The sequence below is a fragment of the Butyricicoccus sp. Marseille-Q5471 genome, assembly GCF_951230135.1.
GTDB lineage: Bacteria > Bacillota > Clostridia > Oscillospirales > Butyricicoccaceae > Agathobaculum.
In genome coordinates, this window is sequence record NZ_CATNVC010000002.1 from 336,328 (window position 1) to 363,144 (window position 26,817).

Annotated in this window: 30 protein-coding genes, 1 tRNA gene and 1 pseudogene; 12 read left to right on the top strand and 20 right to left on the bottom strand. The window is 53.4% G+C overall.

All coding sequences use genetic code 11. The features are described 5' to 3' along the window. Positions 1-9: 9 nt before the first annotated feature. The 6 genes from QOX26_RS04140 (at position 10) to QOX26_RS04160 (ending at position 6,571) form a co-directional block, all read left to right on the top strand. Positions 10-1,713 (top strand): hypothetical protein, encoded by a 1,704-nt coding sequence (locus tag QOX26_RS04140; RefSeq protein WP_283673621.1) that lies wholly within the window; start codon positions 10-12, stop codon positions 1,711-1,713. Between the two features lie 77 nt (positions 1,714-1,790). Further along, positions 1,791-2,204 carry a phage holin family protein gene (locus tag QOX26_RS04145; protein WP_283673622.1) on the top strand — a complete coding sequence of 138 codons (414 nt, stop codon included), beginning with the start codon at positions 1,791-1,793 and terminating at the stop codon, positions 2,202-2,204. A gap of 1 nt (position 2,205) precedes the next feature. Beyond that, entirely contained in the window at positions 2,206-2,931 is a 726-nt protein-coding gene (locus tag QOX26_RS04150) for an N-acetylmuramoyl-L-alanine amidase (RefSeq protein WP_283673623.1), read from the top strand. A 558-nt stretch (positions 2,932-3,489) separates the two neighbouring features. Next, on the top strand, positions 3,490-3,714 hold the full coding sequence (locus QOX26_RS14325) for an SHOCT domain-containing protein (protein ID WP_331488466.1): 225 nt from the start codon (positions 3,490-3,492) through the stop codon (positions 3,712-3,714). Further along, complete coding sequence (locus QOX26_RS04155; RefSeq protein WP_283673624.1) at positions 3,699-5,003, top strand: recombinase family protein; 1,305 nt, start codon at positions 3,699-3,701, stop codon at positions 5,001-5,003. Before QOX26_RS14325 ends, QOX26_RS04155 begins: the two co-directional genes overlap by 16 nt. Further along, the gene (locus tag QOX26_RS04160) at positions 4,988-6,571 is read left to right on the top strand and encodes a recombinase family protein (protein ID WP_283673625.1); all 1,584 of its coding nucleotides are present in this window, start codon (positions 4,988-4,990) and stop codon (positions 6,569-6,571) included. The genes QOX26_RS04155 and QOX26_RS04160 overlap by 16 nt, the downstream gene beginning before the upstream one ends. A gap of 282 nt (positions 6,572-6,853) precedes the next feature. Here QOX26_RS04160 and QOX26_RS04165 read toward each other — a convergent pair. The 7 genes and pseudogenes from QOX26_RS04165 to QOX26_RS04190 form a co-directional block, all read right to left on the bottom strand. Beyond that, positions 6,854-6,929 (bottom strand) — tRNA-Pro (locus tag QOX26_RS04165). A 208-nt stretch (positions 6,930-7,137) separates the two neighbouring features. After that, positions 7,138-8,061 (bottom strand): thioredoxin-disulfide reductase, encoded by a 924-nt coding sequence (trxB, locus tag QOX26_RS04170; protein ID WP_283673626.1) that lies wholly within the window; start codon positions 8,059-8,061, stop codon positions 7,138-7,140. 92 nt (positions 8,062-8,153) lie between these two features. Next, positions 8,154-8,474: a thioredoxin family protein gene (locus QOX26_RS04175; protein WP_283673627.1), complete on the bottom strand. Its 321-nt coding sequence runs from the start codon at positions 8,472-8,474 to the stop codon at positions 8,154-8,156. A gap of 87 nt (positions 8,475-8,561) precedes the next feature. Then, a complete protein-coding gene (locus tag QOX26_RS04180; protein ID WP_283673628.1) occupies positions 8,562-8,942 on the bottom strand; it encodes a desulfoferrodoxin family protein in 381 nt (126 codons plus the stop codon). Between the two features lie 17 nt (positions 8,943-8,959). Next, a complete protein-coding gene (locus QOX26_RS04185) occupies positions 8,960-10,477 on the bottom strand; it encodes a catalase (protein ID WP_283673629.1) in 1,518 nt (505 codons plus the stop codon). A 94-nt stretch (positions 10,478-10,571) separates the two neighbouring features. Further along, a complete protein-coding gene (locus tag QOX26_RS14370; RefSeq protein WP_442870206.1) occupies positions 10,572-11,030 on the bottom strand; it encodes a hypothetical protein in 459 nt (152 codons plus the stop codon). Beyond that, positions 11,007-11,942, bottom strand: a pseudogene (locus tag QOX26_RS04190) (dihydrolipoyl dehydrogenase family protein); the annotation flags it as partial. The gene QOX26_RS14370 and the pseudogene QOX26_RS04190, both read right to left, overlap by 24 nt. A gap of 357 nt (positions 11,943-12,299) precedes the next feature. On the opposite strand from QOX26_RS04190, the gene QOX26_RS04195 reads away from it, so the two are divergent. Next, positions 12,300-12,686: a MerR family transcriptional regulator gene (locus tag QOX26_RS04195; RefSeq protein WP_283673630.1), complete on the top strand. Its 387-nt coding sequence runs from the start codon at positions 12,300-12,302 to the stop codon at positions 12,684-12,686. Here the strand turns inward: QOX26_RS04195 and QOX26_RS04200 are convergent. Together QOX26_RS04200 and QOX26_RS04205 are read right to left on the bottom strand one after the other, a co-directional pair. Beyond that, on the bottom strand, positions 12,632-13,324 hold the full coding sequence (locus tag QOX26_RS04200; protein WP_283673631.1) for a DUF6933 domain-containing protein: 693 nt from the start codon (positions 13,322-13,324) through the stop codon (positions 12,632-12,634). The two genes, QOX26_RS04195 and QOX26_RS04200, sit on opposite strands and share 55 nt — an antisense overlap. After that, positions 13,321-13,734 (bottom strand): peptide deformylase, encoded by a 414-nt coding sequence (locus QOX26_RS04205; protein WP_283673632.1) that lies wholly within the window; start codon positions 13,732-13,734, stop codon positions 13,321-13,323. The genes QOX26_RS04200 and QOX26_RS04205 overlap by 4 nt, the downstream gene beginning before the upstream one ends. A gap of 274 nt (positions 13,735-14,008) precedes the next feature. Here QOX26_RS04205 and QOX26_RS04210 point away from each other — a divergent pair, with 274 nt between their 5' ends. Both QOX26_RS04210 and QOX26_RS04215 read left to right on the top strand, forming a co-directional pair. After that, entirely contained in the window at positions 14,009-14,527 is a 519-nt protein-coding gene (locus tag QOX26_RS04210) for a CarD family transcriptional regulator (protein WP_283673633.1), read from the top strand. Positions 14,528-14,616: 89 nt separating this feature from the next. Then, on the top strand, positions 14,617-15,294 hold the full coding sequence (locus QOX26_RS04215) for a DNA-3-methyladenine glycosylase family protein (RefSeq protein WP_283673634.1): 678 nt from the start codon (positions 14,617-14,619) through the stop codon (positions 15,292-15,294). Here QOX26_RS04215 and QOX26_RS04220 read toward each other — a convergent pair. Next, entirely contained in the window at positions 15,257-15,472 is a 216-nt protein-coding gene (locus QOX26_RS04220) for a hypothetical protein (RefSeq protein ID WP_283673636.1), read from the bottom strand. The two genes, QOX26_RS04215 and QOX26_RS04220, sit on opposite strands and share 38 nt — an antisense overlap. An 80-nt stretch (positions 15,473-15,552) precedes the next feature. Here QOX26_RS04220 and QOX26_RS04225 point away from each other — a divergent pair, with 80 nt between their 5' ends. Both QOX26_RS04225 and QOX26_RS04230 read left to right on the top strand, forming a co-directional pair. Continuing rightward, positions 15,553-15,729: a DUF6472 family protein gene (locus tag QOX26_RS04225; protein ID WP_283673637.1), complete on the top strand. Its 177-nt coding sequence runs from the start codon at positions 15,553-15,555 to the stop codon at positions 15,727-15,729. Between the two features lie 21 nt (positions 15,730-15,750). Next, on the top strand, positions 15,751-16,329 hold the full coding sequence (locus QOX26_RS04230; protein ID WP_283673638.1) for a sugar O-acetyltransferase: 579 nt from the start codon (positions 15,751-15,753) through the stop codon (positions 16,327-16,329). A gap of 426 nt (positions 16,330-16,755) precedes the next feature. On the opposite strand, the gene QOX26_RS04235 is transcribed toward QOX26_RS04230, so the two are convergent. The 4 genes from QOX26_RS04235 to QOX26_RS04250 all read right to left on the bottom strand — a co-directional run bounded on the left by QOX26_RS04235 (position 16,756) and on the right by QOX26_RS04250 (position 20,353). Continuing rightward, a complete protein-coding gene (locus QOX26_RS04235; protein WP_283673639.1) occupies positions 16,756-17,253 on the bottom strand; it encodes a DUF6530 family protein in 498 nt (165 codons plus the stop codon). Between the two features lie 114 nt (positions 17,254-17,367). Continuing rightward, entirely contained in the window at positions 17,368-17,940 is a 573-nt protein-coding gene (locus QOX26_RS04240; RefSeq protein WP_283673640.1) for a hypothetical protein, read from the bottom strand. 45 nt (positions 17,941-17,985) lie between these two features. Then, on the bottom strand, positions 17,986-19,041 hold the full coding sequence (locus QOX26_RS04245) for an alginate O-acetyltransferase AlgX-related protein (protein ID WP_283673641.1): 1,056 nt from the start codon (positions 19,039-19,041) through the stop codon (positions 17,986-17,988). Between the two features lie 10 nt (positions 19,042-19,051). Further along, positions 19,052-20,353 (bottom strand): MBOAT family O-acyltransferase, encoded by a 1,302-nt coding sequence (locus QOX26_RS04250; protein ID WP_331488467.1) that lies wholly within the window; start codon positions 20,351-20,353, stop codon positions 19,052-19,054. A 272-nt stretch (positions 20,354-20,625) separates the two neighbouring features. Between QOX26_RS04250 and QOX26_RS04255 the strand changes: the two genes are divergently transcribed. After that, positions 20,626-20,799 carry a hypothetical protein gene (locus QOX26_RS04255; RefSeq protein ID WP_283673643.1) on the top strand — a complete coding sequence of 58 codons (174 nt, stop codon included), beginning with the start codon at positions 20,626-20,628 and terminating at the stop codon, positions 20,797-20,799. 439 nt (positions 20,800-21,238) lie between these two features. Here the strand turns inward: QOX26_RS04255 and QOX26_RS04260 are convergent, their stop codons facing one another. The 6 genes from QOX26_RS04260 to QOX26_RS04285 all read right to left on the bottom strand — a co-directional run bounded on the left by QOX26_RS04260 (position 21,239) and on the right by QOX26_RS04285 (position 26,696). Continuing rightward, positions 21,239-22,432 (bottom strand): pyridoxal phosphate-dependent aminotransferase, encoded by a 1,194-nt coding sequence (locus QOX26_RS04260; protein ID WP_283673644.1) that lies wholly within the window; start codon positions 22,430-22,432, stop codon positions 21,239-21,241. 131 nt (positions 22,433-22,563) lie between these two features. Beyond that, positions 22,564-23,103 (bottom strand): rubrerythrin, encoded by a 540-nt coding sequence (gene rbr / locus QOX26_RS04265; RefSeq protein ID WP_283673645.1) that lies wholly within the window; start codon positions 23,101-23,103, stop codon positions 22,564-22,566. A 58-nt stretch (positions 23,104-23,161) separates the two neighbouring features. Further along, positions 23,162-23,557 carry a Fur family transcriptional regulator gene (locus QOX26_RS04270; protein ID WP_283673646.1) on the bottom strand — a complete coding sequence of 132 codons (396 nt, stop codon included), beginning with the start codon at positions 23,555-23,557 and terminating at the stop codon, positions 23,162-23,164. 143 nt (positions 23,558-23,700) lie between these two features. Next, positions 23,701-24,294, bottom strand: coding sequence for a hypothetical protein (locus tag QOX26_RS04275; protein ID WP_283673647.1), 594 nt, complete (start codon positions 24,292-24,294; stop codon positions 23,701-23,703). 346 nt (positions 24,295-24,640) lie between these two features. Next, positions 24,641-25,294 (bottom strand): PAQR family membrane homeostasis protein TrhA, encoded by a 654-nt coding sequence (trhA, locus tag QOX26_RS04280; protein WP_283673648.1) that lies wholly within the window; start codon positions 25,292-25,294, stop codon positions 24,641-24,643. Between the two features lie 169 nt (positions 25,295-25,463). Then, positions 25,464-26,696, bottom strand: coding sequence for a polysaccharide deacetylase family protein (locus QOX26_RS04285; RefSeq protein ID WP_283673649.1), 1,233 nt, complete (start codon positions 26,694-26,696; stop codon positions 25,464-25,466). Positions 26,697-26,817: the final 121 nt, after the last annotated feature.

A 26,817-nucleotide genomic window follows, 5' to 3' on the forward strand; every position in this document is an offset into this window, starting at 1 on the left:
TGATTTACAGTGGCGGATATCAACGGCGTAACCCTGAACGCGGGCAGCGGCCCCACGGTTCACTACACCATCACCTATACGAAAAGCCGGCCGAACAACAGCCAGATGACCTACCATTTTACGATTGCGGCGGCGCTGGCCTCCTCCGGTTCCTACATTCACAGCGGCTACGCGCTGCTCTGCACCGTCACCGTCAACGGCTCGTCCGGGCAGGTGCGCATCAAGGCCCCTGACAACGACAACTGGGACGGCACCGCGCCCCGCTACCGTTATGTGACGGTGACCTGCACCTCGACAAGCGGAAACGCGGCGCAGGGCGTGCGCTTCCGGGTGGTGTCGGACGGACGGCTTACCTTGAATTCCGGCGTGATTGACAACTCCTCCTACACCGTGACCAGCTCCGCGCTTCTGACCACCGCCTGCGGCGCGCCGTCCGCCTGTTCGGTTTCCCCGACGGTGGCGGAAGGCAGTGCCGCGCTTTCGTGGAGCGGCGCGTCCGGCGGGACGAACAACGCCGTCACCGGCTTTGAAATCCAGTACAGCGATTCCGCCAACAATGTCGACTGGGGCGGCTGGACGGCGCTGAGCACCGTTTCTTCCTCCTCCGCCTCGGGAAGTTTGTCGGTCGCGCCGCCCGCCGCGCGGGGAACTTACCGCCGGTTCCGGGTGCGCACGCAGGGCTCCGCCGGCTCCGGCTACTATTCGGGCTGGAAGGTGTCCACGAATTCCGTAAGGAAGAACACGCCGCCCCAGCCCGCGACAACCCTGACGGCGACTCCGTCAGTTTACAGCGCAGGCCCCATCACGCTGACATGGAGCGGCGCGTCGGGTGGAACCAGCCCCATAAAGGGCTACATGCTGGCAATCCGCACCTCGACGGACGGCTCCACCTGGACGGCGTGGAACGTGCTGGAGACCTTCGACCTGTCCGCCTCCGGCGGAAGCCGAACCGTCCCGGCTTCAGATGTTCCGGGCACCTACACCAAATACGGCCTGTGGACCATCGACGCGCTGGACGTGTATTCCAGCGAGCAGGTGTCCAACGCCATTCTCTGCGTGGCGGCCGCCTGCGACGAGCCGGCAATCGCAGCGCCGAAAAACGGCGCCTCCACCTACAACCCGAATCCCCGCGTGCTGCTGACCACCGGCGCGCAGCCCTCCGAACAGGTGGCGCAGGTGAGAATCGGCGCGGGAGACTGGCAGGACGGCGTGAACAATCCGTCCCTGTTTTCTCCCAGCGGTACGGTCGGCGGCGGTGCGGCGGTGATGTTCAAGGCCGAAACGCAGTCGGCGGGGGCAAAAACGCTTGCGGTGCGGTGCGTCAATCCCGACTTTGAAGCGCCCAGCGCGGAGATTTCCCATTCGTTCACGGTGCTGGCGTCTCCGTTTGAGGAGATTGCGGCCAATGAAACCAAGGTGAAAGCAAGCCACATCACGGCGCTCCGCACCGCCGTCAACACCGTGCGAAACTACTACGGTCTTGCGCCGGGTTCGTGGAGTGAGGAGATCACGGCGGGCAGAACGGAAGTGAAAAACTGGCCGCTTCACATTCTGGAAATCCGCGCCGCTGTGGAGCCGGTGATTGCGGCCATCAATCAGTACAGCACCGACTCTGGCTTTGCCGTTCCGGAACCGGACTGGGAGGAGCTCGGCACGGGCAGGCCGCGGGCGGCGGTGATGAACCAGCTTGCCGAACTGATTCTGTCACTGTAACGACCACAAATGCAAGCGTTTCCGCTTTGCGCGGGAGCGCTTTTTTCATACACAAAATCAAAACAGGAGGTATCGATATGAAGGAAATCTGGGTTTGGATTCAGGCCGCGCTGGCCGCTTTCGGCGGTGCGCTCGGCTGGTTCCTCGGCGGGTGGGACGGCTTTCTCTACGCGCTGCTGGCGTTTGTCGTCCTCGACTATCTGACGGGCGTGCTGTGCGCGGTTGCCGACAAACAGCTCTCCAGCGAAATCGGCTTCAAGGGCATCTCCCGTAAGGTGCTGATCTTTGCGCTGGTGGGCGTTGGAAATATCATCGACAGCCAGGTGCTGGGCGACGGCGGCGCGGTGCGCACGGCGGTCATCTTTTTCTATCTGTCCAACGAGGGTGTGAGCATACTCGAAAACGCGGGGCATCTGGGACTTCCCATCCCCGAAAAACTGAAGGCGGTTCTGGAACAGCTCCACGACCGCGGCGACGAGGAGGACAAATGACATGAATCTGCACAAACTGCTTCTGACCAACAACGCCTGTTACAAGACGGGCAAAACCATCACGCCCCGTGGCATTATGGTGCATTCCACCGGGGCGAACAACCCCAATCTCAAGCGCTATGTGGGACCGGACGACGGCCTGCTCGGCAAAAACCAATACAACAACCATTGGAACACCGACAAGCCGGGCGGGAGACAGGTCTGCCCGCACGCCTTCATCGGGAAACTGGCGGACGGCACGATCGCCGCTTACCAGACGCTGCCGTGGAACATGCGCGGCTGGCACTGCGGGAGCGGCGCCCAAGGCTCCGGCAACGACACGCATATTTCCTTTGAAATCTGCGAAGATAATCTGACCGACGCGGCATATTTCAACGCGGTCTACAAGGAAGCCGTGGAACTGTGCGCTTACCTTTGTAAGCAGTACGGCATCCGCCCGGAGCGGCCGTATCTCATCTGCCACAGCGAGGGGCATGAACTGGGCATCGCCAGCAACCACGGCGACGTGATGCACTGGTTCCCCAAGCACGGCAAAAGCATGGATACCTTCCGCGCGGAGGTCAAAGCTGGGTTGGCGGCAGCGGAAACGACTGCCGAATCTGACACGCAGAAGAAATATTACCGTGTGCAGGTCGGCGCGTATTCCGTCAAGTCGAATGCTGATGCCATGCTCAAAAAAGTCAAGGCTGCTGGATTCACCGATGCATTCATCAAGTACAGCGAATAAAGGATAGTCCGTTTCCCGACACAAATTCATAAACCACAGGTCAAGAAGTTGACATACAGTCACAGCCCGTCGAGGATTTTTTCTTCGGCGGGCTTCTTTTTTTCGTCAAAGCGGCCTCTTCATGTCCAGCGAGTTTTGAGGAAGGGCTCCTCAGAACGGAGGACAAGGCTATGACGACCGATCAGAAAAACCAGATTTACGAAATGCGGCAGCGAGGCTGTACCTACGCGAGCATTGCGGAGATGCTGTCAATTTCGGAAAACACGATAAAGACTTACTGTCGCCGGACTCGGCTTACCGAAGATTCTGCAAAAGCAGTGCTTGTTTGCAAACAGTGCGGTAAGCCCATCAAGGTGAAGGATAAACACAGAGCACGGCAATTCTGTTCTGACCAGTGCCGCGCGGCATGGTGGTATGCCAACCGTGGCAGTAAGTCCCGAACACAATACCACCTGATCTGTGCGAACTGTGGTCAGTCCTTTGTGAGCATCGGGAGCAAGGCGCGAAAATATTGCTCCCACCAGTGCTATATCGCCGCACGGTTCGGAGGTGGCAGCCGTGAATGATTGTATTCTTGGCTACAAATCCGCTATGGTGCAGGCGCGTCGGATGCTGTCGGAGGGTATTATCACCGAGGCTGAATACGCCATAATTGATACAATGATGGCTGAGAAATATGGCTTATCCTCGTGTAGTTTATTCCGGGATAATGACTTGCTATATAGTAGTATCAGAGGTAATATGTCACACTACGAGGGGGTGACAATATGCCAAAAACAATAAAAAAGGTAGCCCATCCGCTGAAGCTGGAACGGAAAAAGCGAGTTGCTGCCTACGCCCGCGTGTCCAGCGGTAAGGACGCGATGCTGCACTCGCTCTCATCGCAGGTCGCGTATTACAGCTCACTGATACAGAAGCACGGCGATTGGGAATATGCCGGTGTATACGCTGACGAGGCGATGACCGGCACCAAGGAATACCGCGATGAGTTTCAAAGGCTGCTTGCCGACTGCCGCGCCGAACGTATTGATCTGATACTTACCAAGTCCATCTCCCGCTTCGCTCGAAACACAGTCACTCTGCTGGAAACTGTGCGAGAGCTGAAACTGCTGGAAGTGGACGTTTTTTTTGAAGAACAGAACATCCACACGATGGGCGCCGAGGGGGAATTGATGATGACCATTCTGGCATCCTACGCGCAAGAAGAAAGTCTATCAGCAAGCGAAAATCAAAAATGGCGCATCAAGCGTAACTTCGAAGCTGGAAAACCGTGGGATTGCACGATACTCGGATACCGGGCAAAGGACGGTGTTTTTGAGATTGTGCCCGAAGAAGCCGAAACGGTACGGTTGGTGTTCAAATGGTATCTCCAAGGGCTCGGCAGACAGGCAATCGCCAACAGGCTCAATGAGTTGGGCGTTCCCACGCGTTTTGAAAGAACATGGCACCAAGATACCATCAGCAAGATGCTGCGAAACGAAAAATACGCTGGCGACCTGCTTTTACAGAAGACCTTCCGCACCGACCATCTGACAAAGCAAACACGGATTAACCACGGAGAGCTTCCCATGTACCACGTTCAGGATGCTCATGAGCCTATCATCGACCGTGTGACCTTTGATGCGGTACAGCAGGAGCTTATCAGACGGGCGGACAGCATTAAGATTAAACCTGGCACGACCACAGCCTTCACTGGCAAGATACGTTGCGGTCTCTGCGGGAAAAACTACCGCCGCAAGACCACACCCACCTGTATTACTTGGGTCTGTTCCACTTATAACACTAAAGGCAAAAAACACTGTGCTTCTAAGCAGATACCAGAGAACACGCTCAAAGCCGTTACTACCGAAGTGCTCGGCTGCAACTCCTTTAACGAGAACATATTTACTGAGCGCATTGCCTTTGTAACCGCATTGCCGGACAACGTTCTGGAGTTCACTTTCACTGATGGACATAGCGAGAAAGCCACATGGCAAGACCGCTCACGATCTGAGAGCTGGACAGCGGAAATGCGGCAAGCGGCAGCAGAGAAAACGAGGAAAAGGAGTGAAAAGAAATGTCAAAAGCAATAACGGTGATACCTGCCACCAAGAACCGATTTACGGCTCTGCCGACGGCCTCAGTGGCAAGACGCACGGTGGCTGGCTACGCCCGCGTATCCACCGACAGCGAAGAACAGCAGACCAGCTACGAGGCACAGGTTGACTATTACACCCACTATATCCAATCCCGCGAGGACTGGCAGTTTGTCGGGGTCTATACCGACGAGGGGATTTCGGCGACTAATACCAAGCACCGCGACGGCTTCAAGCAGATGGTTAAGGACGCGCTTGCCGGTAAGATTGACCTCATCGTCACGAAATCGGTCAGCCGTTTCGCACGTAACACAGTGGACAGTCTCACGACGGTTCGCAAGCTCAAGGAACACGGCACGGAGATCTATTTTGAGAAGGAGAACATTTTCACCTTCGACAGCAAGGGTGAGCTGCTCATTACGATAATGAGTTCACTTGCGCAAGAGGAAAGCCGGAGCATATCGGAGAACGTCACATGGGGACAACGGAAGCGGTTTGCTGATGGTAAGGTCAGTATGCCGTACAAACAGTTCCTCGGCTATGAAAAAGGAGAGGACGGTACACCCGTGATAAACGAAGAAGAAGCCGCAATCGTCCGGCTCATCTACAAACTTTTCCTTGAGGGCAAGACGCCCGCCGGTATCTGCCGGTATTTGGAGCAACAAGGTATTCCGACGCCGTCCGGCAAGCAGAAATGGAGCCAGACAACGGTTGACAGTATGCTCTCAAACGAAAAATACAAGGGCGACGCGCTCCTGCAGAAGAAGTTCACGACTGATTTTCTGACGAAAAAGATGAAGGTCAACGAGGGCGAGGTGCCGCAGTATTACGTGGAACACAGCCATGACGCTATTATTGAGCCACTGGAATGGGACATGGTGCAGGCGGAGATTGCGCGGCGCAGGTCGCTTGGCAGAGCCTACAGTGGCAACAGCGTGTTCTCATCGAAGCTGGTATGCGGTGATTGCGGAGGGTTCTTCGGTCAAAAAGTGTGGCACTCCAACGACCCATACCGCAAGGTGATATGGCGGTGCAACAGCAAGTTCAAGGGCGAGATGAAATGCACAACGCCGCATCTGGACACGGAAACCATCCAGCGGAAGTTCCTGATAGCTTATAACCGGCTGATGGCAGACCGCGAGAGTGTTATCTCCGACTGCGCTTCGATGCGGCGAGTGCTTTCTGACACCTCGGCGCTGGACGCAGAGCTGGAAAGCCTAAACGAGGAAATTACGGTTGTGGCGGAGCTGGTCAAAGCCTGTGTCAGGGAAAATGCTTCTACGGTACAATCGCAGGAGGAATACGCCAAGAAGTACAACGGGCTGCTTAACCGCTACGAGAAAGCGACGGCACGGCTTGCGGAGGTGACTGCCGAGAAAAAGCGAAAGCATGACCAAGACCGTGAGCTCCGGTTGTTCATCGAGGCACTAAAGAAACAGCCACTCGTCCTCGATGAATGGGACGAAAGGCTGTGGATTGCGATAGTTGACCGAGCGACGGTGTACTGCGATGGCAAAATCGTGTTCACATTCAAAAGTGGCAGCGAGATTGAGGTGGAGCGTTAAGTTCTCCGCCTCTTTTTATCGGGATAACTAAGCGTAAGCGCGGGTATGAAACTATTTTTGAGTAGAAATGAAACCCCACGAAAAAAGTGAAACTATTTCGAGCAATCGAAAGCATAGGTGCGGGGATGGCTTTGATTCGGTCGAAAACGCAGCTTTTCAAAGGTAGACTGTCTGCGTTTAGAACCCCACAAAACGCAAAAAAAACCGTAAACACAGGCTTTTCAGACTTAAAATAAGAACGCTAATGTTGACACTTACCGTATCAATATTAGCGTTCTTATATGGTCCGAGTGACAGGATTCGAACCTGCGGCATCCTGCTCCCAAAGCAGGCGCGCTACCAACTGCGCTACACCCGGTTATTTGCAATTCTTATCTTTTTCTCTGTCCGAAAGCCATGGCTTCCCGCAGAAGACTTCTATCGATAAGTATAGCAAACTTTGAATAGCGGTGTCAAGCTATAAAATCAATCTCCTCACCCGTAATGCAGTGCAATCATCAGAAAGAGCATATCGTCTCTGCTGTGCGGCAGGCGATATGCCCTTTTTGATTGCTCTTCCAGCTGCATTATTGCTGTCTTTGCAGGTATTCTTCAATATATTTGGATGCGACCGCTCCGTCTGCTGCCGCTGTCACAATCTGCCGCAGCGGCTTGGTGCGTACGTCCCCTGCTGCAAATACACCGGGCAGACTGGTGCGCGTTGACTCATCCGCTTCGATATAACCCTGTGCGTCGAGCGCCAGCTGACCATCTAGCAGCGCTGTATTGGGCACCCGCCCAATCGCCACAAAAACACCGTCGCAGGCAAGCGTGGTCTGCTTCCCCGTTACCCGATCCGTCAACGCAAGTCCTGTCAGCTTTTCTTCATGAAGCAGTCGGTCAATCTGCGCATTCCAGACAAATTCTATATTCTTTGCCTGCGTCAGCGCATCCAGATACCCCTTGCCCGCTCGCAGCGAGTCCCTGCGATGCACCAGATATACTTTTTTGCAAATCTTTGAAAGCGTCAGCGCATCGGCTGCGGCAGAATTACCACCGCCTGCAACTGCCACCACTTTGTCCTTATAATACATGCCATCGCAGGTAGCACAATAAGCCACACCGCGCCCTATCAGCTCTTCTTCGTCCGCAAGCTCCAGTTTGCGGGGTGCGGCTCCTGTGGCGAGCACAACCGTACGCGCTTCCACGTCCCCGCTGCTCGTCGAAATAATCTTGGGACTCGATGCAAGTTGCAGCCCTGTCACCTCGGCAAATTCGCTGACCGCACCAAAACGCTCCGCGCCTGCCTGCATCTTCTCCGCCAATTCAAAGCCGTCAATCCCGTCCTCAAAGCCCGGATAATTGTCGACCTGCGTTGTTGTGGACATCTGACCGCCCGCACTGAGCATTTCCAGAACCAATGTTGAAAAACCGGCACGGACACAATACAGCGCTGCGGAATAACCTGCCGGACCGCCGCCGATAATGACTACGTCATAACGTTTCTCCATATAAACACCTCACATCATGATGCCGCGAGAGCCGCCCGTAACACCGGCAACCTTATTTTTAATCGCATTGTCTTGCTCCTTCTCGAGTGAACTTATGCCATTTGTCCGTTAATCCACTCCTCGAGCTGTGCCTGCGAAGAAGGTGCGACCAACTTCTCACCGTGCTGACCGTTCTGATACAGATACAGGGTGGGAATGGTGGATGCATCAAGCTTTTGTCCCAGTTCCGGCTCATCATCAATATTAATCTTGCCGATGGGAAGCCCATCGCCCAATTTATCCGAAAGGCGCTCCAACACCGGGGTCAGGCGGCGGCAATAAACGCACCACGGCGCCCACAGCTCCACCAGCACTGGTCGGCCGGCATTTTCTACTTCAGCGGCGAAATTTTCCTTGGTAATGGTCTGAATCATGAATGAAACCTCCTAAATCGTGCGTCCTATGAGGGAAGCAGCGTCGGAAACAACCGACGCTTCCCCCTACCGCGACGCTGTGTACTGTTAAACTTCCTTTTTCCACAACCCATGCAGGTTGCAGTAAGCATATGCGGCAACCGCCTTGTCACCCTTGAGGATGAAGTCTGCTGCTGGCTGATCGCCCGGCTTGAGGCATCTGCGCTGGCCGCCGTGCTCTGTCTGCAAATAAATCCACTGGATAAAGTGTTCCTCCGCCATGGGATGCTCTGCCGAGCCGACTGCCACATGCACGGAATCACCCTGAACGGTAATGACCGGCACATGCTTTTCCTGACTTGCGTCAGTGGTGTTCGCGGTCAATTCAATCATCGCCTCGCCGCAGCAGACGAGCGTGCCGCCGCCTTGCTGAATCAGGCCTACGAGATTGCCGCAATGCTTGCAAAAATAAAACTTTTGATTATTCATCACAATTCTCCTTTTTGTCATACCTGATCGGGCTTTAATGTTGCCGCAATCAGTCCGTTGTTGTCTAGCGCTGCAAGTTCTTTCACCTTGTCCATGCACAGTCCCATCGCCTCGGTGATTCGTCTGCCATACTCTTCATCAGCAAGATAGCAGTGCACCGCATGCCTGTACTTAATATTTGCAGTCACCGGCTGAATATTCCGCGCGGTGTTTTCAATGAGAATTTGTCTTTTTTCCTCGCTCATCAGGCGATACAGCTCGCCGCCTGCGCGGAAACAGTCGTCCGTCGGATCATCCTTGGGATCGTAGCGCCACATTGCGCCGCTGATCTCGAGCGGCGGCTCCATGACCTCAGGCTGTGCCGTCCATGCGCCCATGCTGTTGGGCGTATACGCAGGAGCGCCGCCGTAATTACCGTCTGTACGCATCGCGCCGTCACGGTGGTATTCGTTCACCTCGCACTTGGCACGGTTGACCGGAATTTGGTTGTGGTTAACACCTAAACGGTAGCGCTGCGCGTCGCCATAGGCGAACAGGCGACCCTGCAGGAACTTATCCGGCGAAAACCCGATGCCCGGCACGACATGTGCAGGGGTAAACGCGGCCTGCTCGACTTCGGCAAAATAGTTTTCCGGATTGCGGTTGAGCTCAAGCACGCCGACCTCAATCAGCGGGAACTCCTTGTGCCGCCAGATTTTTGTGATATCGAAGGGGTTCTCATAATGCGCTCTGGCCTGCTCCTCGGTCATAATCTGCACATACATCGTCCACTTCGGATACTCTCCGCGTTCAATCGCATCATACAAATCCTTGCCGTGATACTCACGATCCATGCCGTTGATGCGTTCGGCCTCCTCATCGCTCAGGCACTTGATGCCTTGCTGCGTGAGCAGGTGGAACTTGCACCAAACCCGCTCGTTCTTCTCATTATAGAAGGAAAAAGTATGCTCGCCAAACACGTGCATGTGACGGAACGAGGCCGGAATGCCGCGGTCAGACATCACAATGGTGGTCTGGTGGAAGGTTTCGGGCAGCAGCGTCCAAAAATCCCAGTTGTTTTGCGCGGAACGGCGGCCGGTGCGCGGGTCACGCTTGACTGCACGGTTCAGATCAGAGAAATTATGTACGTCACGGATAAAAAAGGTCGGCGTATTGTTGCCTACGAGATCCCAGTTGCCCTCTTCGGTGTAAAATTTGCAGGCAAAACCGCGAATATCGCGCTCACAATCAGCCGCGCCGCGCTCGCCTGCCACAGTAGAGAAACGGACAAACGTTTCGGTTTCCGCGCCGGGCTGCAGCACCTTGGCCTTGGTGTAGCGGGAGATATCCTGCGTGACGGTGAACTTACCGTAAGCACCCCACCCCTTCGCGTGCATACGCCGTTCCGGAATGACCTCGCGGTTGAAGTGCGCCATTTTCTCCATCAGCCATACATCCTGCATTACCACCGGGCCACGAGGGCCTGCGGTGATGGCGTTTTCATTGTCAGCCACCGGAGCGCCGACCTCATTTGTTAGCTTTCTGTACTCATCCATACGTTCAAACCTCCATTTCTATATTTTTTACTCGGGACTCTCCCGGGATATGCTTGTATTGAGCAGTGCGGCTTAAAACGCCGTCACAAATCACTCATTTTACCGCCCCAAATAAATCATTGAGCGCTTCGCTCATGGTCGGGTGGTTGAAGATTCCATCGCGCAGCACGGTATACGGCAGTTTCGCATCCATGCACAGCTTAATGAGGTTAATCATCTCCTGTGACTCGGCGCAGAAGAAATGTGCACCGAGAATCAAATCCGTGTCGGCATCTATCAAAACCTTGAGCATGCCGGTCGGCTGCCGCAGCACATGCGCCTTCGGAATGGCCGCTGCGGGCAGACGCGCGCTTTTCACGGTATATCCCTTTTGCGCCGCTTCTGTTTCGGACAGTCCCACCCGGGACAGCGGCGGGTCAAGGAATACCGTATACGGTACTGCGCCGCGATTTTCGGTGGTGCGGCTGCCGTCACCCAGCAGATTTGATTTGACAATGCGGAAATCATCGAGCGAAATATAAGTGAACTGCAGTCCGCCCACGATGTCGCCCATCGCCCATATATGAGAGGCGGTTGTGCGCAGGTGCTCGTCAGTCTTGACTGCGCCGCGCTCGGTCAGTGCAACCCCAGCGGCCGCGAGATTCAGCTCCGCCACATTGGGCCGACGTCCGGTCGCGACGAGAATCGCGTCGGCCTCCAAAGCGTATGCGCTGTCTCCGCTTTCCAAGGACAGAACCGTGTGATCGCTTTCCTCCCGCACCGAACGAATGGTAGTGCTGCGCAGTACGCGCACACCGCGTGCGGTCAGGCTGTCCAGCACCGACTGCGCTACCTCAGCGTCCTCGCGGGGAATAAAGGCTTCTCCGTCCTGAATCACCGTGACTTCCGACCCGAAATTTGCAAAATAGGAGGCAAACTCCAGACCGATATAGCCGCCGCCGATGATGGCCAGACGGCGGGGCAGCTCTTCCCGCTCCATCAGCGTTTCGCTTGTATAGACAAAGTGGTTGTTTTCCAGTCCTTCAATCGGCGGAACAAACGGGCGAGAGCCGGTATTGAGGAAAAACTGCTCGCCGTATACCTCCTCCGAGGTGCCGTCCGCATAAGCGACTGAGATACGATGCGGATCGAGAAAGGACGCCAAGCCTGTCAGCACTGTCACACCCGCCGACACTGCCTTATCATAGTTCTTCTGACGCAGCATCGCGGTCAATCGCCGCTTTTCCGCAATTGCGTTTTAATAGCGCACAGCCTTTTCCTCGAATGCACCGCCCTGCGCGGCGGATAGGCGTGCGCTGTGCTCCAAGGATTTGGTTGGAATGCACGCCACGTTGATGCAGGTGCCGCCGTACATCTTGGGATCGCGCTCAATCAGCGCTACCGTCTGTCCGGACTGTGCGAGCGTGCCTGCCAAGGGCTTACCGCCCTTGCCAAAACCAATGATGATACTGTCAAACTTTTTCATTGTGTTCTCCTCCCATGATGGAGCCGTTATCGTTGATTTCCTTTATTGTAATCGTTTGGAAGTCTTCGGTCTATTGAATTTTCAACACTAAGAAATATTTCATGACAGCGGACGACGTTTTTTTCCACTCAGATTCATTCTACACACCGCCGCAAGTATAATCAGCACGGACGACACCAACTTTGCCGGGATGGCGGAAAAGCGGTTCGTCTCGGCGGCCTGGCCTACGGCTTCCAGCCGCTGAGCGCGCAGGATGCGGAAAACATTTTTCGCATGTGCCTGTAATGCAGCTTGCAGGACACACGACTTTTGTGATAAGCTGAACCCAGTCAAGAAAAAGAACATGTGAGGTGTGCCATGACAATTGCCGAAGTCAGCCAGAAATATGATATCACCGCAGATACCCTGCGGTATTACGAGCGCATCGGTCTGATTCCCAAGGTGCCGCGCACGAGCGGCGGCATTCGGAATTATGATGAGGATTCCTGTCTCTGGGTTGAACTGATGAAATGCATGCGCGCATCCGGTGTGCAGATTGAAGCGCTGATTGAATATGTGGCGCTGTTTCAGCAGGGAAATGTCAGCCTTGATGCCCGCAAGGTGCTGCTGATCGAGCAGCGCGACCAGCTCACAGCCCGCATGGCGGATATGCAAAAATCGCTTGACCGGCTCAACCATAAGATTGACCGCTATGAGCAGGGACTGATGAAAATGGAAACGATGCTCAAGCGAAAACCGGAGTAACCTCGCTCTATTTTGCGCCGTTTTGGCTTGACGGCGCCGCAATCCGCGATACAATAAAATTGCAAAGATAAAAACACTGTTCCGGTCGGTAGTCCGGACGCGGCGTTTGCCGTCAGTAACCTGCCTCCTTGGTTGTCCGTTCTTTGCAGGCGCATAGCAAAGGAGGAACAACCATGGATCAAACCACGTGCAGACTGACTGTTAACCGCCTGATTCAGAAGCGGCTGAAAGGACTGCGACGCGTCAACCGCGAAGTCCAGCGCCATCACATCGTCCCAAGCGCGGTTGAGGAACGCAACCTCGCGCCGCCCGTGCGTGCGGGTAAACGCTGCCGAGTCTGCCCGCTCGAGATAGTGGGACACCGCGTCTGCCGTCAGCCCCGCTTCCAAGAGCGCCGCACGGATGAGTTCCACCGCGAAGGCATGCAGATTCGCCCAGTCAAAGGCGGTAAGATCATATGCCACCGCTGTAAACCGCGAGGAACAATGCACCGCAAGCAGACTTTCCCTCCCATGCAGCGCGATGCAGTGCAAATCCCAACAGCTGCGGCGATCTGCCGCTTCGCCGTAAGGCACTCCTTTTTGGCCAAGTTTTCGCTGTAACGGAATCGTCAAACCGAACTGCAGCAGCGCGTTCAAATCAAAATGCCGTCGCAGTGGTCGATTTCATGCTGAATCACCTGCGCCACAAAGCCGGAGTAGGTCTGCCTGCGCTTTTGAAAGCCGAGATCCAGATACTCCACCTCTACCGACCGATGACGCGTTGTCTTTCGTGTGCCGGCGTGAGACAGACAGCCTTCCTCCGCTACGTAAGTCTCCCCCGACCTGCCGACAATCACCGGATTGAGCATCGGCACGGGCATGCCGCCCATATCGACTGCGATAATACGCTTATTTACGCCAATCATGTTAGCTGCCATGCCGACGCAGCTTGCCGTGTTGGCTGTCAGTGTATCCATCAAATCCCGCACCACGGGCAGATCATCCCGTGTGGCCGGAGCCGCCTTTTGATTGAGACGAAAAATATCGGTAACGATGTTTTTAACCATAGCTCTTTGCACCTGATTCTATCAATTTTATCCGGCGGTAAACCGAATTGTTCTTGCTTCTAGCATAGCAGAAAAATGTCGAATTTTCAAACCCCTCGCACGCCCCCAATTATGCACAAAACAAAAATAATAAATTTCTCTTACTTTTTGGGGATAAATATGCTATAATTAATATGCAACGAGTAGTTTTGACAAACGCAAGTCCTGTTGTCAACGCTGCACGTTTTCTTTTTTACATCAACAGACGCGCGAAAAGAAGGGTTGAACAAGAGATATGAACAAATATCAAGTGGGAGATTTGGTTGTTTACAGCAACAGCGGTATTTGCCGTGTAACCGAAATCGGTCTTCGTCCGGATTTGGGCGACAATCCGGAGCAGCTGTATTACACCCTCACACCTCTCTATCGAAGCGAAATGATTTACACGCCGGTGGGCGGCGGTGTGTACATGCGCCCTGCGCTCGGCAGAAAGCAGGTGCTCGACCTGATCGCGCAGATTCCTTCCATCCCCGAGCTGATTCTGGAGAACCGCAGCTTTAAGAGCTCTGCCGAAACCTATCAGCGTGCGTTGCAGAGCCATGACTGCCGCGATTTGGTGCAGCTGATAAAGACGATTTACACCAAGAATCAGACAGCCTTTCGTCAGAAGCGCAATTGCAGCCAGATTGATCAACGGTATATGACACGTGCGGAAGACCTGCTGTACGGGGAGTTTGCCGCCGCGCTCGATATTCCGGTGGACGGTGTTCAGCAGTATATCTCCAGCGCAATCGGTCCCATGGAGCCCGCATAAATGCAAAGCCGCCCCGAGGGGCGGCTTTTTTGTGTCATTGATTCATGGTATAATAACTGCACAAAATACTTGTACAGGAGCTGATTTGCATGACAGATTTCTTCCTTTATGGGGAAAATGAAATACAGCATTTAAAAAAATGTGACGCAAAGCTGGCCGCAGTCATTGACCAAATCGGCCATATCGACCGTCCGGTCATTCCCGATTTGTTTGAAGCACTCGTCAACGCAATCGCCGGACAGCAGATTTCGTCCCGCGCACTTGAAACCGTCTGGGCACGCATGCAGCAGCGTCTCTCCCCCATCAATCCCGCTCATTTTGACGCGCTTACGGCAGAGAAAATCGCCTCCTGCGGCCTGTCAATGCGCAAAGCGGGATATCTAAAGGCCATTGCGGCGCAAGCCGTCAGCGGTGCGCTCGATCTGGATGCGCTGCATGTCTTACCGGATGACGAAGTCTGTCATCGCCTGTGCAGCCTGCCCGGCGTGGGCCAGTGGACTGCCGAAATGCTGCTCATCTTCTCGCTGCAGCGCCCCGATGTGCTCAGCTTCGGCGATTTCGGCATTCGCCGCGGCCTGCGCATGGTGTATCATCACCGAGAACTCACACCCGCGTTGTTTGAAAAATACCGCCGCCGTTTTTCGCCCTGCGGCACTGTGGCCAGTCTGTATCTCTGGGCGGTTTCCGGCGGCGCAATTGATGGTTTACTTGACCCTGCACCCGCAGGGCCTAGTCGAGCTCGCGCACCTGCCGCAGCAGATCGTTAATTCGGTACTGCGGCATGTATCGCGGCCCAAGCTGCAAAATCTTCCACAGCGGCATGTTCCATACGCGACGGCGCATGCGTACATCCTGCAGCATTGGAAATTCACGCAGCAGCAGATCCCGCACACGCGGATTGCTCATCATTTCACCCACTGTGATGCGGTTGTTCTTCAAGTCCATTCCATCATCTCCTGTTTCAGTCTATGCGGTTGTCAGCGCAGCACGCGCTGTGTTACAATATGATAGAAGAGGTGATTTGTATGAGCGCAAACTGCGATACCTGTGCCTACAATGTGTATGATGATGAGATGGGTGAGTATTTCTGCGAAGCCTATCTGGATGAGGATGAGATCTGCCGCATGCAGATGAACCCGAACCGTTCCTGCCCTTATTATCGGTCGGACGATGATTATGCGATTGTCCGCCGCCAGAACTGAGTTTCATGAGGTGATACCACTATGACTGAAAAAGAAAAAGCCGCTGCAGGACTGCTCTACCAAGCCTTTGACGAGGGTCTGACTGCAGAGCGCGTTCAGGCACAGGATCTGTGCTACGACTATAACCTGCTCCGCCCCTCGCAGCTTGAGGAGCGCACAGCACTTTTGGATGCACTGCTCGGCTCACATAAGGGCGAGTTTCTCGTGGAGCAGCCCTTTCACTGCGACTATGGCTACAACATCCACATCGGCACACATTTTTACGCAAACTGCAACTGTGTCATTCTGGACGAAGCGCCGGTGATATTCGGCGACCATGTCCTGATTGCGCCCAACTGCGGTTTTTACACCGCCGGCCATCCGATGACCGTGGCGGAACGCAACACAGGTCTGGAATACGCAAAGCCGATTCACATCGGCAACAACGTCTGGATCGGCGCGAATGTGTGCGTGCTGCCCGGCGTGACCATTGGCGATAATACCGTGATTGCGGCCGGCAGTGTCGTGAACCGCGATATCCCGGCCGGCGTGCTCGCCGCAGGCAATCCCTGCCGTGTGGTGCGCGAGATTCAGGAGAAACCGCGCCGCATGATTCTGTAGCCCCTGCGCCCGTTTTACGGGCGTTTCTTTTTGCGCAATCCCGAAATCGTTTCCGATACTCATTTTCTTGTTAATTCACAAATCCCCCTCTCGTTTTTTGCTCAATTCAACATTTCTTTGTGTTTTATTCACAATACATTTCGTGTGTGATTGTGAATTTCGTACACGTTTACGATTGCCTTTTTATGCGATTCGATGTAGGATAATAGCAGATAAGAAATTAAAAAAAGAGAGGTACTTTACCATGAGCAAGAGCTTTTCCAATTTCCTGATGAACGCCGCGATGTTTGAGCTCGGCTGCGATCCCGCAGTCTCCCAGCTGTTTCGCAAGGACAGCCGCAAAACGAACCGCACCAAGTAAGAATATGAAAAATACCGGCAGGGCGTACGCCCTGCCGGTATTTTTTATGTGTGCATTAGAAGGGTTTAGTCCCTTTTCCGAACGCCATAGCCCATGTCCTGCAGCAAGTTGCTCAGCAGGTGCAAGCGCTCGGCCAGCATCTCATCATCCCGCGCAAGTGCGTCCGAAAACAGCTTGATGTCCTCATCAATCATCGGGTTTTCTGTGCATACCGAAACCGTCATGGCGTCGCCCTGTACGCCGACACGGTCAATCTGCGGATTCGCTTCATCATACAGCTTGGGATAGCGGTATGCATCCATGAAATATTGCCGCGCACGGCAGGTTAAAATCGCCAGATCAATGACGCGGTGCAGCGGCAGCTCCTCCGATTGGCGCGACCAGCGCTCGCCCGAATACCGCCAAACCTTGGCCGAAATATCTACGCGCCCGCGGTCATTCCACTGCGCCAGACCGAGCGACAGCCCTTTTGCATCACTGTCATAAGCATGGCGGCCGTCCACATTCTCATAGTTTTCTACCGTGATAACCGGCTTATGCTTGAGTGTAGTTGGAATCTTCATTGTGTTTCTCCTTTCCAATTAGTAAATTAGTAATTTAGTGTTTTTATTATAGCACGCACTGGTATGCCTGTCAAACAAAAAAAGCACCGCCCCAAAGCGGTGCTTTTTGTAAAATCACTGGACTGCTTCCACGGTTTCCGTACCGTTTTCGCGGTAAGTATAGACGGTAAACCCGTCATATGTCCAAATACCGTCTTCTCCCTCGCCCATGCAGCTCGGCGAGTAAGACGAAGAAGAGGGTGCGCCGAGCGCGGACTTGAGGCTCGAAGCTGCCTGTCCGACATACGCCTGTGCCTGCGATGCGGTCGGCTTTGCGGGCTCCGGCTTGGGCTCAGGCTTGGATTCCGGCTTGGGCGCCGGCGCGGTCGTCGAGCCGGATGAGCCGTTTGAACCCGACGTACTGCCAGACGTGGAGGAACCACCGGTCGGCTTGCTCAACGGCGGTGTCTGCGTGTTGCCGGTTTCCGTTTCCGGAATTTCGGCAGGCTTGTCAGTGGTTTCGCCGCTCGGCATGGACTCGGTGTTAGCATCATCCTCCACATTCATATCGGGTGCAATTGATTCATCCGAGGTAGGCGGCGTTGTCGGCTGATCCTTCTCGGGATCCTGCTTGTCGTTCGCGCCGCATCCGGCAAGTAAACTGCCGCACAAAGTGAGCGCAAGCAGCGTGGCTGTTAGTTTTTTCATGGTTCTATCCTCCATAGGTGTTTGTCTTTTCGACGAAATCCGCGCTTAGTTTGTTCCCAGCTGCGGCGGATATTTGAGTAGATTGCCGAGATTTCGCTCAACAATCTCAATAATTACCGTATCGCCCGTTCGTACCTGCTCCAGCGGATAGGGCATTTGGCGCGTGATAGTAGCTTCCGCAAAATCCTCGGCCAAAAACGGATAAAGCGCGTTGCCGAATGAGTCGCGGCACAGGAGCAGCCGGCCGCTGCCCAACGGATTGATCGTCTGAATCAAAATATCCTCTGGTGAGCGCGGCGGCGTCACATGCTCAAAGGTAAAATCATAGTCCTGCTGCTCTTCACGCGCCGTACCGGTCGGGTAGAGCATCTCATACAGATCCCCGCGATGTGTTTTTTCAATCATATACGGCTCGTCCGCAAAGACCTTGTGCGGCAGACCAAGGCTTTCCATCAAAAAATCATGCGCCAATGCCGCGCCGCGGTTGGTCCAGTGAGAATCCGTACGCAAATAGAGCACCTCATCCTGACTGCGCAAATACGCGAACAAATCCGCATAGTTTACGTTCATTTGCTCCAAATACGGCCTCACCAGCTCGTAATTTCCTGCCGGACCACCTTGCAGATAGCGCGCGGGCATGTTTTCCGGATAAATCGAGTTTTTATTGGGCGCAATCGTAAAGATGAAGTTTGCACCGCGCTCTTCGCAAAACGCCTGCATCTGTGCGACCGTCTGCGCTATCTGACGCGCCTCCTCCTCGGAAAGCGTCGGCGTGTTCTGATAATCCTCAATCGTTTTGTTGTAGTAAAGCCAGCCTTTTTTACCGTAAATGACATCCGCCGCAGGCGAAGTGACAAGCAGCCCGGTTTGCAGAGCGGCATTCGCGGTCACCATCTGCTGTCGGAGCGCAAAATGGTCGGCGATATATGCGGTTGTTTCATCGAGTACCTTGTCATTTAGTTTCCCCTCTTCTGTCCACAGGCTGGGGATAGAAGCAAGGCGTTCGTTCGCGGCAGCCTGCGTCGGCGGCAGCACGAGCATACCGACCGACGGAACCAGACACAGCGCCAGAAAAGCGCCTGTAAACCATTTATATTTCATGATGGTCTCCTCAGAATCGAAAATAGATGAAGGGGTTAAAGGTGCCTGCGGAAAGATTGAGCATGCACAGCACCAACAGCGCCAATGCGCCGATCATACTCAGCGTCTGGCACTTCCCTTCCAGCCGCTTGACAACAGGTGCGCTGAGCACGAGAGCGAGCACCAGTGTGAGCAAAAACAGCGGTGTCAGCCCTGCGCAGACTGCAGCCGTCCCCTGCCACGACAGACCGAAGCCGGTGAACATCGCGGCAAACATTGCGCCCGCCTGCGGCAGAGTCTCCGCGCGGAACAGCACAAAGCCGAGCACCACGACAAGCAGCGTGTATATACGCCCTAATAGCTTACCCTTCAGCCGTTTGACTGGCAGTGCACCGCAGTCCTCCAGCACGGAAAACAGGCCGTGCCACAATCCCCAAAGTACAAACGTCCAGCTTGCGCCGTGCCAGAGTCCGGTTGCGAAAAACACGAGAAAGCGGTTGCTCCACGTGCGGCCGTTCCCCTTTCGGTTACCACCGAGGGGGATATACAGATAATCCCGAAACCAAGAGGACAGCGAAATATGCCATCTGCGCCAGAATTCCTTGATTGTTGTCGCAGTATAGGGGTAATCGAAGTTCTCCAGAAAATGAAACCCAAAAATCTGCCCCATACCGATGGCCATATCGCTGTAGCCCGAAAAGTCAAAATAAATTTGCAGTGTGTAACAAATTGCACCCATCCATGCTGCGAACATGCCAATCTCACCTGCGGGCAGGGCAAATACGACATCTGCCATCTGCCCCATCGCGTTGGACAGCAGCAGCTTCTTGGACAAACCGCAGATAAACCGCCGAATGCCAAGCGCCGTCTGTTCTGCTGTCACGGTGCGCTCACTGATTTCGCGCGCGATATCGTGATACTTCACAATCGGGCCCGCAATCAACTGCGGGAAGAAGGCGATGTACAGCAGCACCGTGGAAAACGAACGGGCAACCAATGTCCGATCCCGGTACACATCAATGACATAGGAGAGCCCCTGAAATGTGAAGAAGGAGATACCGATCGGCAACACAATACCGCTCATCGGCAGTGACAGGCCGAGTGCGCCGTTGAGCGAGCCGATGATGAAATCCGTATATTTAAAAACACCAAGCAGACTGATATTGCCCAAAACCGCTATCACCGCGCCCGCTTTTCGATACCGTCCCGCCGCAAGCAGGCCGCAGCCGTAGTTGAGCGCGACCGAGGCGAGCAGCAGCAACAGATAAACTGGCTGTCCAAAAGCATAGAAAAGCAGACTGGCAATGAGCAAGAGCCAGTTTTTTGCCCGCACAGATGATAACATGCGATCCAATACAATTACCGTAGGCAAAAATACGAATAGAAAAATCGCTGAACTGAAAACCATATGAAAATTCCTTTTTTGTTTTTATGATTCCTCTTTTGTACCCGCATTAGTCAGAATGGAAGAATTTTGTCGGGCTTAGTAATAGACGCACAATCGACTTTTTTTGTTCCCTTCTTCCGCCGCCTGCGTTTTGCAAATGCAGAAGAGAGGTTTATCGGACAGTAAAACCGCTATCCTAGATACAGGAGGTGGGCAACATGATTTACATCTGTCTGGCAAAACAGTGCCATTTTCTTTTCATTGGTGACGCATCAATCCAAACCTGCCCGGACTGCGGCAAAAAGAGCATTCGCGCTGCCACGGCGGCAGAACGCATGGAATTTTTCCGCCGTCAGACTGAGCTGATGCACACCGAGCGCCGCAGCGGCTGATGCATAAAGCAAAAGACCTTCCGCGGCAGAGCCATCGGAAGGTCTTTTACTTACAGTGTTCGATTGTCATTGGTTTCAGCTACTCCTTCGGGCAGGCGAGCTGCCGTAATTTTAATCATTACTTAGCAGCGCGGCGAACCTTCTTGGCCTGAGCCTTGATACGATTGCTGTCCAGATCGAGCATGCGAGCTGCAACCAAATCGTTAAAGAAACCCTTCATCATGTGTTAATTCACTCCTTTCGTGTTTGAGGTTTTTCTCTCAACCTCTGTTATTATAATACACGTCAGGGAGTAAGAAAACAAGAGTCGGATTTTATGAATTACTCACAATCGACTACTTATATTTTTGTGCTTATTGCATAAAATAAAAAGTTATTTTTGTTTTATCTGATAATTTACATAATCTTAACTGTGCAATATGCATATTAAAATGGAATTTTATTGAATTTCTGCGTAATCAGCCGCCAGTTTTGCAAATAACGGCAATGCGCGCCGAATCGTCTCCGTGTGTACGCAGTAGGAAATCCGCACGTGTCCGGGCGCACCGAAATCCGTTCCGGGCACGAGCAGCAGATCATACTGCTTGGCACGTTCGCAAAATGCGCGGTCATCGGCCTCAAGAGACTGTGGAAACAGGTAAAACGCGCCTTCGGGTTTGACGCAGGAATATCCCATCTTGGTCAAGCCCTCAAACAGCAGGTCGCGGTTTTCACGGTAAATACGGATATCCGCTGTCTCAGCGGCACATCTTGCCGCCACGCGCTGAAACATGCTTGGTGCGCACACATAGCCCAGCACACGACCCGCGCCGCAAATTGCGGCATACAAATCGGCGCTGTCGGCTGCCTGCGGCGGAACCAGCACATAACCGATCCGCTCCCCCGGCAGCGAAAGCGACTTGGAGTAGGAATAGCACACAATGGTGTCCATGTAATAGTGCGGCACGAACGGCACTTCTGCCCCATCATATACAATCTCACGATACGGCTCGTCCGAAATCAAATAAATCGGGTGGCCATATTCCTTCGACTTTTCGTTCAGTACCTGCGCAAGGCGACAAATCGTCTGCTCGGAATAGACGACGCCGGACGGATTACAGGGCGAATTTATCACCAGCGCCTTGGTTTTTTCGTTCAGGCACTTGTCCAGTTCTTCAAAATTAATCTGGAAATCAGCCACAGACGGCGGCACAACCACGCACTTTGCCCCCGCACCGCTCTCGATAAAGCATTGGTACTCCGGAAAAAACGGAGCAAATACGATGAACTCATCTCCCGGGCAGGTCAATGCCTTGAACGTGACAGACAACGCGGCCGCTGCGCCCGCAGTCAGGTACAGGCAATCGCCCGTGTAATCGCTTCCGAAGCGGCGGTTAATCGACGCTGCAAGCTCACCACGCACTGCGGCATCTCCCTGCGCCGAGGTATAGCCGTGCGCTGCCACCGGGTCACCCGCCGCGATATCCAAAATCGCCTGGCGCACGCTTTCCGGTGCGGGCACATTGGGATTGCCGATTGAAAAATCAAATACATTTTCTCGGCCGACCTCGGCCGCACGACTGTTGCCATATTCAAAAATTTCACGGATCGTCGAACGGCGCTTGCCGAGCGCGACCATATTCTCCGCTAACATAATAACCCCTCCAGTCAGATAATTCATTATAGCACAGCGATAAAACAGATTCAACAGCAGCTCTGACCACAAATTCAAAGGGTCTCCCGAATATTCGGGAGACCCTCTTGCAGCCATGTGGCCAAGCAATCTTAGTAATTTTCAGCCTTGATCTGGAAATAGGCCTGCGGATGTTCACAAACCGGGCAAACATCCGGTGCCTGCTTGCCAACTACAATGTGGCCGCAGTTCGAGCACTGCCAGATGCAGTCCCCATCCTTCGAGAACACGGTCTTGCTCTCTACGTTGCCAAGCAGCTTGCGATAGCGCTCCTCATGCTCCTTCTCGATTGCAGCGACCTGCTCGAACAGGAATGCGATATCGCTAAAGCCTTCCGCATGTGCATCCTTTGCAAAGGTTGCATACATGTCGGTCCACTCGTAGTTCTCGCCTTCAGCAGCCGCCTTCAGGTTGGTTGCAGTATCATCAATTCCATCGTTGAGCAGCTTAAACCAAATCTTGGCATGCTCCTTCTCATTGTTTGCGGTCTCTTCAAAAATCTGAGCGATCTGGACATAGCCATCTTTTCTAGCCTTGGACGCAAAATAGGTATACTTATTGCGCGCCATCGATTCGCCCGCAAATGCGGTCTGCAGATTGGCCTCCGTCTTACTGCCCTTTAAGTTTGCCATAATAACATTCTCCTCACTTTTTATCGATTAGACGGCCGCTGCCGTCCGGTTCACAAGCTTATGTGGTATGCTGTTTGGCGCGGCACGTGGAACAAACGCCCTCAAACAGGATTTCATACCGCTCAACTGCGATGCCGCATGCATCCTCCACCTGATCGATCAGATTGGTCAGATAAGGCATCGTCACATCCTGCACTGCGCCGCAGCACGTGCAGCGCACATGATAGTGCGGCTGGATATTAAAATCGAAACGATCCGCGCTGTTTGCAACCGGTACGCGCTGGATGACACCCTGCGACGCAAGTTGGTTCAAATTGCGGTACACCGTGGCCTTGCTGATGGAAGGATGGGCGCTGGATACAGATTCGTATACGGCGTCCGCAGTCGGGTGATCGTGCATGCTCAGTACCGTGTCCAGCACAATTTGGCGCTGTACAGTATTTCGGGTTTGCATGGTCGTACCCTCCCTTCTTAAATAGGAATATTTCTTAATTAAGATTATAGTCACACAAAAGGCTCTTGTCAAGTATTCCCCGAAAAAAAGTAAAAAAACGCTTTTGCCCTTATCCTGGGGCAAAAACGTTTTTTCTGCTCGGTTTAGCTGGCCGACATGCCGCTCCACACGCCGCTCACACGTTCCCACACATCGCCGTCGGTCATAGCGTCTGTGTTCATGTGCATGCGCAGCATCATCCGTCCTGCATTCACATAATGCAGTTCCAAATCAGCGCCGCCCTCGTCTGCCATCAGGTTGGCAAAACGCACTTCGGGCAGCACCTTGTCGCAATAGCCGACAAAGCGAATCCCTGCTTTGTTCTGGTGTATTGCAATCTCAATGAGCTGATCGATAATTTCATCATGGCTCTCATCGTCAAAAAGAGCGACGAGCAACGAGCCGGATGCGCGGTTAATCATGCGGCAGTCCGACCACAGATGGCTCATTCGTTTCATAACGGTTTGCGCCAGACGGCCTTCGCCTTCTCCGTCGCCCAGAATCACACCGACTGACATTCCTTCCAGCAGGGCGATCATGGATTGCTTGATGATACGGATAGCCTGTTCCGTTTTTTCATTGGATGCGATGACATACTCTGCTGTATTCTCTGCATCCACAGTACGCCAAAGGCTCCAACCCTCGTCACTGTCGGCATGAATCGTAAGATCCGGTTTTGTCTTGAGCGCGGAACTCATAATCTGGTACACTTCCTTTAAATATTCTTAGTAAACCCATTCCTATGTGATACCGATTTACGGTACCATTATCCCAATCTTTTGCGTTATTCTATCACGGCCAACCCCGGCACGCAAGCGCAAAATCGAATTTTTGTGAACAATGTCGATTGATTTTTTTAAATTTTCTTGAAAATGGAATATCTATTGGTCGATATGCTCAGTTTGTTCGTTTGGATTTCTCTTTCATTGTTGATATATGAAATAGCTTCCCATTTCCCTTGTGCACATCGCTGTATTGTAATCGGTTTCACACTTTTCTTTCTCAGCAAGACGACGAAAAACCCGCCGAAGCGGGTTTTTCGTTTTATAACACGTAAAGAAACACCATCAGGTAGTGACAAACACTGCCCGCAATGACGAACAGATGAAACAGCTCGTGGAAACCAACCAGCGGGCCGAGGTTCGGCTTTTTCAAAATGTAAATAATGCCTCCGATGGTATAAAAGATTCCCCCCGCCGTCAGCAGCGCAATCGCAGGCGCCGGCATGGACAGCACCACGCTGAAGTCAAACGCAATCGCCCATCCGAGCAGCAGATACAGGCTCGTTCCCAAAAAGCGGGGCGCATCAATCCACAGCAGCTTGATGGCAATACCGGCCAGTGCAATCAGCCAAATCACGCCGATAAAGGCATAGGATCTCGGCGCGGGCATAAATCCCAGTACAATCGGTGTATAACTTCCCGCAATCAGCACATAAATCATGCTGTGGTCCAATTTTTTCAGCCGTTTTAGGATGACGCCGCCTTTGCCTGAAAAATGGTACACGCTGCTCGCTGAATACAGTGCAATCAGCGACAGGCAAAATACCACTGCGGCCGCAGCCATCTGCCCGGATACATCGCTGTCAAACAGCAGACGGGTCAGCATCAGCAACAGGCCGAAACCCGACAACACCGCGCCGACAAAATGCGAATAACTGGAAAAGGGTTCTCTGGCTTTTAAAAACGCATGCGGCATAGCGACTCCTCCTCGGACTTTCAATATGGTTTTCAAAACTACTTTGTATCTACTATAATACTACATTCCTCTAAAAATGCAATACCTCAAATGTAAATTTATTGTTGCCTTGCCGATAAAAAAATACACCTGCCAAAAAGCAGGTGCATCAAAATGATTTTTCTCTCAATTATGCTGTAATTTCTACCGTCTGCGTGCTTTCATTCCAGTCCACACGAAAGCCGCACAAATCGCCCAGACTTCGCAGCTTATAGAAGGTATTGCCGCCGATATTGAACGCGGCAACCATATGCGTTTCCCCATCTGCCACGGTTGGCTCGACGATTGACTGCACATTCTTGGTATCTCCCGGAATGGCCGCGTACTCGGTTCCGAGCGGCGTGTAGGCCTTAAACGAAGTCAGCTCCACGCGGTTTTGTTCCTGATTCCACTGCACATCAAACCCTCCGGCCGCACCGGTCAGCAGCTTTGCCACATCACGCACACGAACGTAGTTACTGCCGCCGATGTTATAAGCCGGCAGCTTTTCTACCGCGCCGTTGACACTGACTGCCGCAAGCGAAGGAACCGCATTTTCGCGCTGCCGCAGCAGCGACGAAAGTGGCTGCTTCATTTCAATTCGATATCGCGGCAGACGGTTCAGCCCATTTGCAATATTGGCTACGCCCGGGTTAGTCAGCGTGCTCACGCGCACACCGTTCTGCGACAGCAGCGGCGGCATCCAACTGTCATATGCGCCAAACGGATAGGAAAAATAATTGACCGTATCCACTCCGATATACTGCCGAATCAGCGAAAGGCCAATGGTCAAATCGCTGCCCACACGGGCATTGTACGCGCTCCGGCTCTCGCCGTTCAGGCGCTGCACGCCGTCAATCCCGTTGGGTGAGGTATTGCCGGTGTACTGCGGATTGTGCAGGTTGTAGGTATGCAGACCGACCTCCACCACGCCGCTCTCGGACATTTCGCGCAGTTCTGTCCATGTCAGGATATGACGGTCAGCGGTGGTATAATTTTCGTTCTGGATATTAATCGCAACGACCGCAATCGCGGCCTTCAGATTATTTTGCTGCAGCACCGGATACGCCATGGTGTAGTTGGAACGATATCCATCGTCAAACGTAATCATTACCGGTTTTTCTGGCATTGCCGCCTGCCCCTGCTGGATGGCGATCAGATCGGCAGGCAGCACGGCCGTATAGCCAAACTGCTGTAAAAATTCCATATCCAGTCGAAAGCGTTCATCCGTGACCGTCATGCTGTTGGTCTTAGACGGATCGGTCGTAATATCGTGATACATTAAAATCGGCAGCTGCGTACCCGCGGCCTGTGCCGACAGTCCCACAGCCATCATCGCGCCGCAGAGTGCCGTGCACACCAATTTGCGTAACTTTGCTTTCATGACTCTCCCTCTTTTACTGCAGTTGCTCATTGCTTATCAGTATAACACGCTTTGTTTGTGCTGTCCACCCGCTTGCGTGCCATCCGCTTATGGTTTATAATGTTTGGGAAACGAGGTGAAT